We start from the raw sequence: 13,708 nt of genomic DNA, 5'->3' as shown, positions 1-13,708 counted from the left end.
TTCAAAGAGAGACTCACTTGATTGAACTCACTATTAAATTTATTAAAAAAAGAATTATGAATCTTTCTACTTTTCATAGTTTCAAGAAAAATGTTATTTAATTCTAGATAGCCTATAGTAGATATTAATTTTTTGCATATATCGAATTGGTTAAAAGAATTTAACTCAGGAACTATACCAAAATAATTGTGAACAATATTTAAGTATTCCTTTGAATGTAGTACATTCATTAGAACATCTATATCAATCACTTCGTTTCTAGTAGCTTCCCTAACTAATTCAAATTTATTGAGATTAGAATCATAGGAAAATACTGCTACTTCATTATCAAATTTTAAATATTTATCAACCTGCTGTTCTGGTACTAATATGTATGTCTCATTAAATATCTTTTTATAAGTCTCTATCTGACTTGACAACCTACATTCTTTATCGAGTATAGTTTTTATCTCAAAAGCCTTCGAAACGCCATTAAAAATAGCTAGATCAGCAATTGAATTGCCAAGTCTTAGTTCATTAAAAACTATCGAATCTTTATTCAGAACCTTTTCAACTAGACACTTATTTAAAAACTCGTTCTTTAAAACATATTCATTCTGATAGCTATTTTGAATATTCTTGTACGCTTCTTTTAGTACTTCTAAATAACTACAACCACGTTTTTTCTCAATTAGATCATAGCGTTGTAATTTAGTATTTACTGATTTAAAATCACTTTTTAGTAGACGAAGTACCTCACTTCTAGTAAAAAAAGTCGAAAAATCTCTAAGTTGGTTTATATTTGTTGACATCTTACGTTGTCGAACCTCTGATTATTAAAAAATATAGCGTTATTAAAACTGCTTGTTTGAAGGTAGGGAGCCCACTGTTACTGTACGGTATCGCACCCATGTTAGTAAAGCTTTGATTGTATACATATAGTCATTTAAATAAGATAGGAATAGCTGTTTTATGTTATTAAAGATTGCATCAACAGAGAAATAGACAATACAGTTCGCTCATTTCGTATCCGCCATTTGCTATAATAGCGCCACTTTATCAAACAAATAACTTCACGGTAACGTTATGAAATTCTCAAAATTTGGTCAGAAATTCACTCAGCCTACTGGCATTTCACAATTAATGGATGACTTAGGCGATGCGCTAAAAAGTGATCAGCCTATCAATATGCTGGGTGGCGGTAATCCCGCTCGAATCAAAGCCGTTGATGAATTATTTTTGCAGACTTACCAAACCCTTGGTAACGATGGCAGCGTTAATGCCACAGGAACAGCAACCAGTACTACCGCCCTTAATAGCATGGGTAACTACTCTAACCCACAAGGCGATGCCGCCTTTATCGACGCCTTAGTCGGCTTCTTTAATCGTCATTACGATTGGAATTTGAGCGCTGATAACATTGCCTTAACCAACGGCTCGCAAAATGCCTTTTTCTATTTATTCAATCTATTTGGTGGAGCATTTACAGATGCGCAAAACCAATCCGTAGACAAATCTATCCTGCTACCTTTAGCGCCAGAATATATCGGCTATAGTGATGTTCATGTTGATGGTCAGCACTTTGCTGCTGTATTACCGCATATCGACGAAGTCACTCATGATGGTGAAGAAGGCTTTTTTAAGTATCGCGTCGACTTTGAAGCGTTAGAGAACTTGCCAGCGCTAGTCGAAGGTCGTATCGGGGCGATTTGCTGTTCACGTCCAACGAATCCGACTGGTAATGTATTAACCGATGAAGAAATGAGTCGCTTAAGTGATATTGCTAAACGCTATGATATTCCTTTAATCATCGATAATGCCTATGGTATGCCCTTTCCTAACATCATTTATTCTGACGCCCATTTAAACTGGGATGACAATACTATTCTATGCTTTAGCTTGTCTAAAATCGGCTTGCCGGGCGTGCGTACGGGTATTATCGTTGCCGCGCCAGAAGTGATCGCAGCGGTAAGCTCGATGAATGCGGTAGTCAATTTAGCCCCTACTCGCTTTGGCGCGGCCATTGCTACACCATTGGTTAAAAACGATCGCATCAAGCAATTGTCTGATAATGAGATTAAGCCATTTTATCAGCAGCAAGCCAAGTTAGCCGTACGCCTGTTAAAAGAAGCCTTGGGAGATTATCCGCTAGTCATTCATAAGCCTGAAGGCGCTATCTTCTTATGGCTATGGTTTAAAGATTTGCCGATTGATACCGTTGAGTTGTATGAGCGTCTAAAACAAAAAGGCACGCTGATTGTCCCTAGTAAATACTTCTTCCCTGGGGTCGATGTTAACGACTATAAGCATGCGCATGAGTGTATCCGCATGAGTATCGCTGCTGATGAGCAAACGCTGATTGAAGGTATTAAAGTGATTGGCGAGGTGGTACGTGAGCTGTATGACAATACTAAAGGCTAAATGCTAAATGCTAAATGCTAAATAGCGAATTTAAAAAACTTTTAGCCTTAAAAAACTTTAATCATTAAAATATTGAATCATCTAAGCCTTTTATGTTAAAACAAAAAACGGACTATTAAATAGTCCGTTTTTTATGCCATAAGCTTTTATGTTTTATTTTAGAATAACTTATATACACTTTTAGTTCAGTGCCTCTAGTAACGCCTTAGCACTAAGCTTGCCAAAATCATTGGCAGCTAATGGCCCATCACCTGAGATTAATTTTCTATCCTGATGCGTCTGTCCTGTCGTCAGCTTATTACTGATAGTAACGCCTAAACTCTCTAACTTTTCGCCGAAATACCAAGGCATAGTGCCAGGCAAATAACCAATCTTCGGCATTTGCTTATCCATACCCGTAGGGAACGCTACTATCTCATAGCCTTTAAAGATAAAGTCACTATCAGACTTATCCTTTGGCTCTGAACTATCAGCACTGGCTAAATTGGCAGCCAATAAAGCCGCTGGTCCGTGACAAATCGCTAGAGTAAATAGCTCCTTATCTACCGCCCAGCGCAATAGTTCACCAAGGTTTTTATCTTCAGGTAAGCCCAGCATCGCGCCATGACCACCTGGAATAAAGATCGCTGCATAGTCGTCGCTATCAGCCATATCATTTGCCACAAAGCCTGCGATACTATTGGGATTCTCAAGCTTAGACTTATATTCGTTATAGATAGCTTTGACGTCCTCATCATCCTCTGGCATCGCCCACTGCTCAACTTTGACAGGATCGCCTGTTGGGGTAAAGACATCTACCTCAAATCCGGCTTTTTTAAAATGCAGCAAAGGCACCATCATCTCTACAGGATGATTGCCTGTGTCAAACTTGTTGCCATTCTCCATCGTCATGTATTGCTGCTCAGTACAGACCATTAGAATTTTTTTATTGCCAGTATAAGGCGTATCATACTCAGTGTTATCGTAGTTGGTCTTATTAGGCGCCGCCAATTTAAGTGACGATGTAGAAGGGATATAAATTCCCGCTGCAGTCTCTTGCGGCTCTAAACCTAAAGTGTCTTTGGCTTTATCTAGTAGTTGTTGAATATTCATAAGTTTTCCTATTTTATTATTTATATTGAATTACTAATCGAGAATGGTAGAAATCATGCATAGAACCATTCAGCTATAATCTGCATTCAAAATAACAAACTAAGGAAGTACTAAATAGATGAGAATTTTTATATTTCGTAAGCTTTGTAACGTTTAGGATGCTCGACTGCACAACTAGTTGGCTTTTGGGTATTTAGCTTTTTGGCTATGAGTTGAGCTGAGCTGAGCTGAGCTAATAGCCTAGCCGCCAAAAAGTGATAATTAGCAGCAGGATAGCAGATTAGAAAACTAAGCTATATAGGCAGACTACCTTAAACTACGAGCGTTGTTTTAGCATTCTAGTTGCTGCATTGGTAGGCTGAAATATTTTGGTCCACATCGTCAAGGCATAGAGTAGATAAGACAGTAAGCAAGTATTTATAAGGTCATGAATGCTGGCTTTTATATCCTCGCTACCTAAGGCAAAAATACCTTTTGGCACAATAATATGGCGGTTATCTAGATATTCGCCTAGCAAAGCGACGCTAGTCACAATAATTAAAGCGATAAAGGATCTTATGCCCTGCTTTTTGAAGATCGGACGCAGCAATACTAAACACAGCAGATAAACACTAATGCCCACATACATATGTAGAGCATCTTTATCTAGGCCAGTAGCTGCTATTACACCCATTTTGAAGGTTTGAAAATCCACTTATTTCTCTCAAATTGTAGCTATAATCAATAAAAAAGATGAGTTGCGCTGACGCAAACCCATCTTATGGTTAAACTTAACGGCTGCACATTATAGTTTAAAAAACCGCCCTCTAACCAAATATAATATAAGCAAACACAATCAAGTCACAATCCAAAAGCTAACCGTTTTACCTGTCTTGCTTCTAAAGCCTTGTGTTGTACAGTCTCGACTATAAAATTTCAGCTATAAATTCATCGTCACTTTGTAAAAGAAAATTTAACTCCATTAGCAAAGCTTCGATCATTAGCTGTAAGTTATTTCTAAGTCATTTCTAAGTCATTTCTAAGTCATTTCTAAGTAACGTCTAAGTCATTAAAGCGCTCAAGCATGGTCTCGCAGTGCGGTTTAGCCCCGACTGTCGAGGTATCCTGCTGCTGACGCTGGCGCTGTGGACTGTGGCTGGGAGTGGTCGCTCGGCTAGAGCGAACGCTAGCAGACACTTTAGTCCGCACGGCAGCGGCTAGGCAGATACAAGCAGAAGGCGGGATTAGCTACACATCCCACTCTACAAAGTTCTTCAATAACTGTAAGCCGGCGCTATGGCTCTTTTCTGGATGAAACTGGGTGGCGAATAGATTGTCTTGTAAGGTGCTGGCGCAGAACGGCTGGCCATAGTCACAAACAGCAGCAACTTGGCTGCTATCTGCTGGCTCACAGTAATAGCTATGCACAAAATAAAAGTGCGACTGATCCTTGATCCCTCGCCATAACGGATGAGCCAAATCCATACCAGTAATAGTATTCCAGCCCATGTGTGGAACTTTTATAAGCTGGTGGTTTTCATCGGTCCACGTCGGATCAAAGGCTTTGACTTTGCCATCTAAGACATTTAAGCAAGGCGTGCCATCATTCTCAGCCGACTCTTCAAACAACGCTTGCATGCCCACACAGATCGCCATCACCGGCTTATTAAACACCGCGTGGCGTATCACTTCGTCAATGCCGTTCTCTTGCATACCAGCAATACAAGCGCGCATAGCACCGACCCCTGGAAAGAAGATTTTATCAGCAGCAGCGACAACTTTGGGATCATTAGTGATCGACACTTCTGCGCCGACCGCTGATAAGGCTTTGCTAGCTGAGTGCAAATTGCCCATGCCATAATCTAACAGTGCAATTTTGGTCGCCTTACTCATTTAGAACGCCTCTTTAGTCGATGGCAGCGTATTTAGCGCACGCTCATCATATTCACAGGCCATACGTAGGGCACGAGCAAAGGCTTTAAAGGTAGACTCAATCTGGTGATGGCTGTTCTTACCTTTTAGATTGTCTAAATGCACAGTCATCCATGAATGATTGACGAAACCATAGAAGAATTCACTGAATAAATCGACGTCAAAACGACCAACATGCGAGCGAGTAAACGGAATATCCATGTGCAGACCAGGGCGACCTGATAAATCAACGACCGCACGGGTCAAAGCTTCGTCTAGTGGCGCATAAAAATGTCCGTAACGACGAATGCCCTTTTTATCGCCAAGCGCTTTATTGAAGGCTTGGCCAAGGGTAATCCCAGTATCTTCGACACTATGGTGATCGTCGATAAAAGTGTCGCCATTACATTTGATATCTAAGTCAAATAAACCGTGACGCTTGATTTGATCGATCATATGGTCCAAAAACGGTACGCCAGTGTCAACAGTGCCTTGGCCAGTACCATCAAGGTTGACGGTACAAGTGACTTGGGTCTCAGCCGTAATGCGCTCTACAGTGGCGATACGTGCTGGGCGACCATGTAAGTTTAAGTTTGCAGGCAAGTTTTGGCTTTCAGGTTGTGCAGTAGAATTGGCAGTCATGGCTACTCTCTGTAAAAAAGGATTTATAGATATGAGGATGTTGGTATAAGGATAGCCCTTTAAGGATATTCTTATATGGATAATTGGATGATAGCCTTATCATAGCAAAGTGCAGCAACTAGGGCTATGGCAGGAGATGAAAGGGCGTACATATTTGCGCTATTCTGTTAAAATAGTGTGTTTAATATTATCAATCATTACTAACATTTTGATAATCAGCGCTAACACACTATAGGATACGGTTATGCCATTAGAAGCAATCGCCATTAATAGACTAGATGCTCCGCTAATGAGCAAAACAACTCGCGACAATGAATTGGCTGAGCGCTTGCAGGCCTTGTACGATACTGATGATAATCAGCCAGATGGTATCGAAGTATTGGCCATTATTGAGCAAGGTTTTAAGCGTGGACAATGTCTATATGTTGGCATGTTCAATGACAAACCTATTGCCGCTGTCGCTTGCTTCGATGATGGGCAAACTGATACTAAGCGTCTACAATACTTGACGGTACATACCGAAAACCGTAATCGAGCTATTGATGCCAAGTTTATCAAAATGGTCTACGATGCTGAGGTCAAAAAAGGCGTACGTCAATTCGTTCCTGTCGATGCTGATATTCATCGCATCATGAGCGAATATCAGTTATTGACCGTTAAAAGCTAGTTTTTATGCTAAATTAAATTATTTTAAATAAAAATGCAAAAATCACTTGACAGCAGAGTCGATATTTAGTTTAATAGCGTCCTCAACGAAGACGGCTCGATAGCTCAGTCGGTAGAGCAACGGATTGAAAATCCGTGTGTCGGCAGTTCGAACCTGCCTCGAGCCACCATTTCGTTAATAGAATTTAGTAGTAGATTAGTAGTTAAATAAAAGGCCCTAAACAGCACTGTTTGGGGCTTTTTTATGTTTGTAGGTTTGTAACTAAGCCTATTAATACTGCAATAGACTTAGGTTTATAATGCTAATACCGGCTCTATGAGACTGGGTCTCTTAACAACAGCTCGCAATACGTTGCCGAATTTAAATTATAAATAGTAGCGCGATAATCAACACCGTACTCACTATCAGCAAATATTACCTTATCCCCTACAGTTAAATTACAAGTCTGGCGCGCATCATAGATAAAGTTATTAATCACAAAAACTTCATCACCATCGACATTTTTGACAGTATAACCATCATCTTTTGGCAGTAAACGCTGGAACCAAGCGCTATGAGCACTATTAATACTCATAACCATCAATAACAGCGCTGATAATATCAGTATTGTACTCTTAGACCACCAAGATGACCCAATGCTGTCGGTAGTGACTCTATCCATGATGACTTGTCCTGTTTTATTGGTCTGAAATTGATTTTATAACGCTTACGATTTTTGTATAGCTCTGTTTAAGAGTATCTTAACCTTTTACTGTCACGCTTGGATAACATTTCTGTGCTATTTTTTATATCAGTTCGCTGAGTATACTAAAATTTATAAACAGTGACTGATAGTAACAGAGAGGGGCTAACCGCTATGCAAGAATTTGATTATGATTTGGATTATAAGACCCTAGATTTACGTACGCAACCCGAACTCTACCGAGTGGGTCGTGGGGAGCAAGGGGTATTGCTAGTAGAACCTTATAAATCTGAGATACTACCGCACTGGCGCTTCGCCACTCCTGATATTGCTACTAAGAGCAGTGAGACTATTTATCAGATGTTTTTAGATTATCTGGCGGCTGATGATTTCGTTGGCGCTGATATGGCGCGTAAGTTTATTCAAATGGGTTATACCCGTGCTCGTCGCTACGCCAATCATAAAGGCGGCAAAAAGTATAAGGGGCCGGTACCCGATGACAAAAAAGGTCAAAGTGGCGCTCATGGCCGTGAAGAGTTGCCCCGCCAGCAGGAAGATCCGATAAAAGCAGAGTCCGCACGTATCTTTAAGCTGACTTGGGATAAATGCCGAGACAATGAAGATTATCTCAAGCAAAAAGCTGAACACCATAAACGCTATAAAGAAGCTTAATAACCTTAATATCCTTAATAATAACGATGCAAAAACCAGCTTCCATCCTACGTTATGCTAAGGTAGGTAGACAAGCCACTATCTCTAGCTAAAACGCCTTAATTCTCTATCGCTAACTAACTAACTAACTAACTAACTAACTAACTAACTAACTAACTAACAATAATGAGAATAAATAATGACTAAGCAACTTTTAATTTTTGATTTTGATGGCACTTTAATTGATAGCGTGCCAGATTTGGCTGACGCTACTAATAGTATGCTTAGCCAGCTGGGTAAAGCGACTTACTCTCTGGAGACTATAAAGCAATGGGTAGGTAATGGTTCAAGACTATTGGTCGAGCGCGCTTTGGTTGGTAAAACAGAAGTATTGGCAGGGGAATTAACAACAGAGCAAGCCGATCACGCTGAACAACTATTCTTTGATGCTTACAGTAAGATTAGCCAAAGCAAAACGCTTGCTTATCCTGATGTTGATAAAGGGTTGCAGCAATTAAAATCAGCTGGGTTTACTTTAGCTTTAGTAACTAATAAGCCGATACGCTTTGTGCCTAAAATCTTAGAGAGCTTAGGATGGACACCGTTGTTTGACGTAGTATTAGGCGGTGATAGCTTACCGGTGAAAAAACCCGATCCTGCGCCCCTATTGCACGTTTGCGAAACTCTTAACTTTCAGCCAGCACAAGCCTTTATGATTGGTGACTCTGTTAACGATATCTTAGCAGGCCAGAGTGCAGGCATCGAGACCTTAGGCTTATCTTACGGCTATAATTATGGCAACCATATCGGTGATAGCAACCCTACGCAAGTTTTTGATAGTTTTGCTGACTTACTTGCCTATCTGTTGGCGAAATAAGCGCTTAGCAAAATAACTTATTAGTTGAATAGGCTAAATGTTAAATAGGCTAAATGTTGGCAAAAACTTAAAGAGATGGTCCCTATGTCCACTGTTCCTAGCGATATTACTATCGCCCAAAGCGCCACCTTGCAATCGATCAATAGCATCGCTGCCAAAATTGGCTTAGCTACTAACAATATAGAACCTTATGGACACTATAAAGCCAAAATAAACCCTAATGATGTGTTTGCTAAACCGGCAAAGACTAAACATAGCAAACTAATCTTAGTCACGGCTATCAACCCTACTCCTGCTGGCGAAGGTAAAACTACGGTTACTATTGGCTTGGCCGATGCCTTGAATCGTCTGCATAAGCAGCAACAATCTGACCAGATTACTATAGTAGCTTTGCGTGAGCCTTCCTTAGGCCCAGTGTTTGGCAGCAAAGGCGGTGCTGCTGGCGGTGGCTACTCGCAAGTACTGCCGATGGAAGATATTAACCTGCATTTTACTGGCGACTTTCATGCCATAGGTGCAGCAAACAACTTACTCGCAGCGTTGCTAGACAATCATATTTACCAAGGTAATGAGCTGGGTATCGACCCCAAGCAAGTACTATGGCGACGGGCAGTAGATATGAATGATCGGCAGCTACGCAACACTATCAGCGGTATAGGTAAAACGTCTGATGGGGTGATGCGTGAAGATGGCTTTGATATTACTGTTGCCTCTGAGGTAATGGCTATCTTCTGCTTAGCTACTGATTTGGCCGATTTAAAACAGCGTTTAGGCAATATATTAGTCGCTTACAACCAAGACAAACAGCCTGTTTACGCCAGAGACCTCAAAGCCCATGGTGCTATGGCAGCGTTGCTAAAAGATGCCTTGCAACCGAATCTAGTACAGACTATTGAGGGCACACCGGCTATCGTCCACGGTGGCCCCTTTGCCAATATAGCTCATGGTTGTAACTCAGTGATTGCCACTCGTGTCGCTACCCATTTGGCCGACTATACTCTGACTGAAGCTGGATTTGGCAGCGACCTTGGCGCGCAAAAGTTCTTTGATATAAAATGCCGGTTATCAGGGCTAACTCCCGATGCAGTAGTGCTAGTCGCTACTATTCGAGCGCTAAAGTACAATGGCGGCGTTGCTAAAGATGAGCTGATGACTGAAAACTTGCCAGCCCTTGAGCGGGGTCTACCAAATTTATTTAAGCACATCGACAATATGCAAAACGTCTATGGTATGCCAGTAGTAGTGGCTATTAATGAATTCTCTAGTGATAGCGCAGCTGAGGTGGCGTTGATACGACAAGCCTGCCAAAACAGAGGCATTGAGGTGGCTTTAACCCAAGTATGGGAAAAAGGCGGTGCTGGTGGTGAATCCTTGGCGCAGGCATTGTTACGACTACTCGATAGCCAAGCTGATCTGCCCAGCCAGTTTCGCTTTGCTTATGATAATGACAGCAGTATTGAGGATAAAATTCGCACAGTTGCTCAGCGGGTTTATGGTGCTAAAGATATAGCTATTAGCAATCTTGCTCAGTCTAAAATAAAACGCTTAGAAGCGCTTAACTTAGCGGGTCTGCCTATCTGTATTGCTAAAACTCAATATTCACTCAGTGACAATGCTAAGCTACTTGGCCGACCTACTGGCTTTGATGTCCAAGTACGTGATATCAGCATCTCCACTGGGGCTGGTTTTATTATAGTCATTTGTGGCGCTATTATGAAAATGCCGGGCTTGCCTAAGCGTCCTTCTGCTGAGCTTATAGACATCGATGATGCTGGCAATATTACTGGCTTGTTTTAAATTAGGATAAAAATAATTGTTATCCATCCTAGCGTAATACAGTCAGTACTAGAGCGAATAGCCCTTCGGTTTTTAGCGCTGCTTTTTAAAACAGCTAGGTTGGCTAACAAAGGGCGGTGGGCAAGGCTGATATTTTATTTTAATAAAGCCATAATCAGCTCTAAAAAATCTAGCTTAATAAAGGGTAGTTAAATTTTGATAGATAACAAAAGCAGCCTGCCGACTTACTCGCTTAAATTACTATGGCTACTGATATTTTTTGTGGTGCTGATTTGGTCAGCTATTGATCCTAAAGACTATTTCACTTGGTTTTTAGAAGTCTTTCCTGCTTTACTTGGCTTAATGGTATTAGCAGTGACTTATCAGAAGTTCCCTTTATCAAGATTAACTTATGTTTTGATCCTGCTGCATTGCATCGTATTAATGATAGGCGGTCATTACACTTATGCACAAGTACCATTGTTCGATACTTTTGCTCAATGGTTTGGTTGGCAGCGTAATCACTATGACAAGCTCGGCCATTTCATCCAAGGTTTTGTCCCCGCTTGTATTGCTAGAGAAATACTACTGCGCTTGCAAGTCGTAAAAAATGAGCGCTGGTTAGTGACTTTTGTATTGTGTTTTTGCTTAGCATTCAGTGCTTTTTATGAGCTAGTAGAATGGTGGGCAGCGTTAGCCGTAGGTAAAGATGCAGAAGCTTTCTTAGGTACTCAAGGTTATGTTTGGGATACTCAATCGGATATGCTGTTAGCCTTAATTGGTTCGATAGTGTTTTTAGTGGCTTGTCGAAAATGGCAGGATTCAAGTATGCAAAACTCGTCTTATATAGTAGCTCTCCTATAAAATACTAGGTTAACAAATAAAGTGTTACTGGGATGAATTTTGTGCAGCCTCTGGGAGCGCAGCACGCAAGGAAAATTTATACCAATAGCACGCTGTAAGAGCTGTACTATTTTTATTTAGGATCAGCTATAAATACGGCTTTACTTAATCAGCTATTTACTGCGATAGCTCAGAGCCTCAGAAATATGAACGCTGGTAACACCCTCGCTATCTGCTAAGTCCGCAATAGTACGCGCTACTCGCAGGACTCTATGGTAGCCACGTGCTGACAAATTAAGGCGCTGCTGTGCTAACTGTAATAACTGCTGTTCGCCCTCTCCTAACGGCACATAGTCATCAATCTCGCTAGGGCTAAGCTGGTTATTAACCTTTTGTTGCCTTTGCAATTGGCGCTGGTGAGCAGCGGCTACTCGTAATCTTACTTGCTCAGAACTCTCGCCAGCTTGTGCGTTTTGCAAATCAGCAATCGGTAGCGCTGGCACGGTAATATGTAGATCAATTCTATCGAGCAGTGGCCCTGATAGTTTATCTTGATAGCGCTTAATCTGCTCAGGACGACAGCGACAACGTCCTGAAGCATCGCCATCATAACCACAAGGACAAGGGTTCATGGCAGCTACTAACTGAAAGTTCGCTGGAAAAGTCATTTGCGAGTTGGCACGACTAATAGTAATTTGCTTAGCTTCTAACGGTTGACGTAGCACTTCTAATACCGCACGTTCGAACTCAGGCAATTCATCTAAAAATAGCACGCCCTTATTCGCCAGCGTAATCTCGCCCGGTTTAGGCCGTGAGCCGCCACCGACTAGCGCCACCGCCGATATAGTGTGATGAACTTGTCTGAATGGTCTAGTGCCATAATCGTAGTCGCTATCGGCTACTGAGTAGGTACTAGCGACTTCTAGTGCATCCTCAGCGCTTAAATCTGGCAATATCGTGGGTAGTCTTGAAGCCATTAACGTCTTACCAGAACCCGGCGGCCCAGTGAACAATAAGGAATGACCCCCTGCTGCTGCAATCTCTAATGCTCGCCGTGCATGATGCTGGCCTTTGACATCTGCCAAATCTACTTTATAACCAGCGTGCTGCTGTGCAGGAGTTGGCGCTACAACCTGCAACTGCTTAATCTGCTCGCTTGGATAAGCTAAGGCTTGCAGGTGATCGCAGACTGCCTTTAGGTTCTGAGCCGCTAATACCTCGATGCCTTCTACCCGACTGGCTTCTGCCCCATTAGCTTTAGGTACTATCAACTGTCGCGACTGCTGTGGCTCAGTTAGCGGCTCTTCGGTTAGTTTATTTAGTGAAGCTGTACTTGATGGTGGTTTTTCTGATAGTTGTTTCTTTGGCAGTGTGTCTTTATTGAGCAATGTATTTGTGTTTTGCCGTTGCTGTTTTTTTTGCACTAGGTCTTCTGCTTTCATAGCTCGGGCTACTGCCAAGCTGCCTGTGACTTGTCGAAGCTCACCATTTAGAGCCAGCTCACCAATGAACTCAAACTCCGATAATACTTCTGGATCGAGCTGATCGCTGGCAGCTAAGATACCAATAGCAATAGGCAAATCAAGTCGCGCGCCGTCTTTAGGCAAATCTGCCGGTGCTAAATTAATAGTCAACCGCCGATTAGGAAACTCAAAGCCTGAGTTCAAAATAGCCGAGCGTACCCGATCTTTACTTTCACGCACTGCTGCTTCGGGCAGACCAACGATAGTCAACGCTGGTAATCCTTGTGATAAATGCACTTCGATAATCACAGCTGGCGCATGCAAACCTACCACTGAACGAGTATAAACTTGGGCAAACGACATTAGGCTTTCCTGATAAGGAGACCTTTTGATAATAGAGTATTAGGCAGTAGTGCGCAAATGTTGTGTATTTTGATAAAAATAGGCTATACGATCTTGTAGTGTTAAATAGGGAGTCAACGTTTATAAGTGACTTTATAAAGAGTTATTTTAGGACGACCTCTATGTAGTGTGTCTTATAAATAGGCATATATAGGGCATATTGGAGAAGATTTTTTATAATTGATATTGGTTTATAGCTGATTTATCTTGTCGATGTGCACTTACTGACCACCCTATTGCCGACAAGGATTTGTTATACTACACCTCACTTATTATCGTAAGCGATAACCTTAAAAAGATAGTAGACCTAAATAGCACTAACG

The 13,708-nt window shown here is 41.5% G+C and carries 14 protein-coding genes and 1 tRNA gene; 7 read left to right on the top strand and 8 right to left on the bottom strand.

Features of this window, described 5'->3' with window-relative positions:
- Nucleotides 1–791: sce7726 family protein (locus tag KPY62_RS08725; protein WP_216581651.1), on the bottom strand; the 791-nt coding region annotated here is incomplete at its 3' end.
- A gap of 274 nt (nucleotides 792–1,065) precedes the next feature.
- Here KPY62_RS08725 and KPY62_RS08720 point away from each other — a divergent pair.
- Complete coding sequence (locus KPY62_RS08720; RefSeq protein ID WP_216581650.1) at nucleotides 1,066–2,400, top strand: valine--pyruvate transaminase; 1,335 nt, start codon at nucleotides 1,066–1,068, stop codon at nucleotides 2,398–2,400.
- Between the two features lie 180 nt (nucleotides 2,401–2,580).
- On the opposite strand, the gene KPY62_RS08715 is transcribed toward KPY62_RS08720, so the two are convergent.
- The 5 genes from KPY62_RS08715 to hisB form a co-directional block, all read right to left on the bottom strand.
- Entirely contained in the window at nucleotides 2,581–3,492 is a 912-nt protein-coding gene (locus KPY62_RS08715; protein ID WP_216581649.1) for a DJ-1/PfpI family protein, read from the bottom strand.
- Between the two features lie 316 nt (nucleotides 3,493–3,808).
- Nucleotides 3,809–4,186, bottom strand: a complete 378-nt coding sequence (locus KPY62_RS08710) for a hypothetical protein (protein WP_216581648.1) — start codon at nucleotides 4,184–4,186, stop codon at nucleotides 3,809–3,811.
- A gap of 335 nt (nucleotides 4,187–4,521) precedes the next feature.
- Complete coding sequence (locus tag KPY62_RS08705) at nucleotides 4,522–4,668, bottom strand: hypothetical protein (protein WP_216581647.1); 147 nt, start codon at nucleotides 4,666–4,668, stop codon at nucleotides 4,522–4,524.
- 51 nt (nucleotides 4,669–4,719) lie between these two features.
- Entirely contained in the window at nucleotides 4,720–5,364 is a 645-nt protein-coding gene (gene hisH / locus KPY62_RS08700; protein WP_216581646.1) for an imidazole glycerol phosphate synthase subunit HisH, read from the bottom strand.
- A complete protein-coding gene (gene hisB / locus KPY62_RS08695) occupies nucleotides 5,365–6,024 on the bottom strand; it encodes an imidazoleglycerol-phosphate dehydratase HisB (RefSeq protein WP_227677299.1) in 660 nt (219 codons plus the stop codon).
- A 244-nt stretch (nucleotides 6,025–6,268) separates the two neighbouring features.
- On the opposite strand from hisB, the gene KPY62_RS08690 reads away from it, so the two are divergent.
- Both KPY62_RS08690 and KPY62_RS08685 read left to right on the top strand, forming a co-directional pair.
- Nucleotides 6,269–6,691: an acetyl-CoA sensor PanZ family protein gene (locus tag KPY62_RS08690; RefSeq protein ID WP_216581645.1), complete on the top strand. Its 423-nt coding sequence runs from the start codon at nucleotides 6,269–6,271 to the stop codon at nucleotides 6,689–6,691.
- A gap of 93 nt (nucleotides 6,692–6,784) precedes the next feature.
- Nucleotides 6,785–6,860: transfer RNA gene (locus KPY62_RS08685), tRNA-Phe, on the top strand.
- Nucleotides 6,861–7,004: 144 nt separating this feature from the next.
- Here the strand turns inward: KPY62_RS08685 and KPY62_RS08680 are convergent.
- Nucleotides 7,005–7,352: a hypothetical protein gene (locus tag KPY62_RS08680; protein ID WP_216581644.1), complete on the bottom strand. Its 348-nt coding sequence runs from the start codon at nucleotides 7,350–7,352 to the stop codon at nucleotides 7,005–7,007.
- 195 nt (nucleotides 7,353–7,547) lie between these two features.
- Here KPY62_RS08680 and KPY62_RS08675 point away from each other — a divergent pair, with 195 nt between their 5' ends.
- The 4 genes from KPY62_RS08675 to KPY62_RS08660 all read left to right on the top strand — a co-directional run bounded on the left by KPY62_RS08675 (nucleotide 7,548) and on the right by KPY62_RS08660 (nucleotide 11,541).
- On the top strand, nucleotides 7,548–8,045 hold the full coding sequence (locus KPY62_RS08675; protein WP_216581643.1) for a DUF4385 domain-containing protein: 498 nt from the start codon (nucleotides 7,548–7,550) through the stop codon (nucleotides 8,043–8,045).
- 178 nt (nucleotides 8,046–8,223) lie between these two features.
- Nucleotides 8,224–8,901 carry a phosphoglycolate phosphatase gene (locus KPY62_RS08670; protein WP_216581642.1) on the top strand — a complete coding sequence of 226 codons (678 nt, stop codon included), beginning with the start codon at nucleotides 8,224–8,226 and terminating at the stop codon, nucleotides 8,899–8,901.
- An 84-nt stretch (nucleotides 8,902–8,985) separates the two neighbouring features.
- Nucleotides 8,986–10,698 (top strand): formate--tetrahydrofolate ligase, encoded by a 1,713-nt coding sequence (locus KPY62_RS08665; protein WP_216581641.1) that lies wholly within the window; start codon nucleotides 8,986–8,988, stop codon nucleotides 10,696–10,698.
- Nucleotides 10,699–10,893: 195 nt separating this feature from the next.
- Nucleotides 10,894–11,541: a DUF2238 domain-containing protein gene (locus KPY62_RS08660; protein ID WP_416384033.1), complete on the top strand. Its 648-nt coding sequence runs from the start codon at nucleotides 10,894–10,896 to the stop codon at nucleotides 11,539–11,541.
- A 152-nt stretch (nucleotides 11,542–11,693) separates the two neighbouring features.
- Here KPY62_RS08660 and KPY62_RS08655 read toward each other — a convergent pair whose 3' ends face one another.
- Nucleotides 11,694–13,346, bottom strand: coding sequence for a YifB family Mg chelatase-like AAA ATPase (locus KPY62_RS08655; RefSeq protein WP_216581640.1), 1,653 nt, complete (start codon nucleotides 13,344–13,346; stop codon nucleotides 11,694–11,696).
- Nucleotides 13,347–13,708: the final 362 nt, after the last annotated feature.

Origin of the sequence: Psychrobacter sp. TAE2020 (assembly GCF_018919485.1) — a bacterium.
Classification (GTDB): Bacteria; Pseudomonadota; Gammaproteobacteria; order Pseudomonadales; family Moraxellaceae; genus Psychrobacter.
The sequence above is the reverse complement of the archived record's forward strand: the minus strand, read 5'-3'. Positions and strand labels throughout refer to the sequence as shown.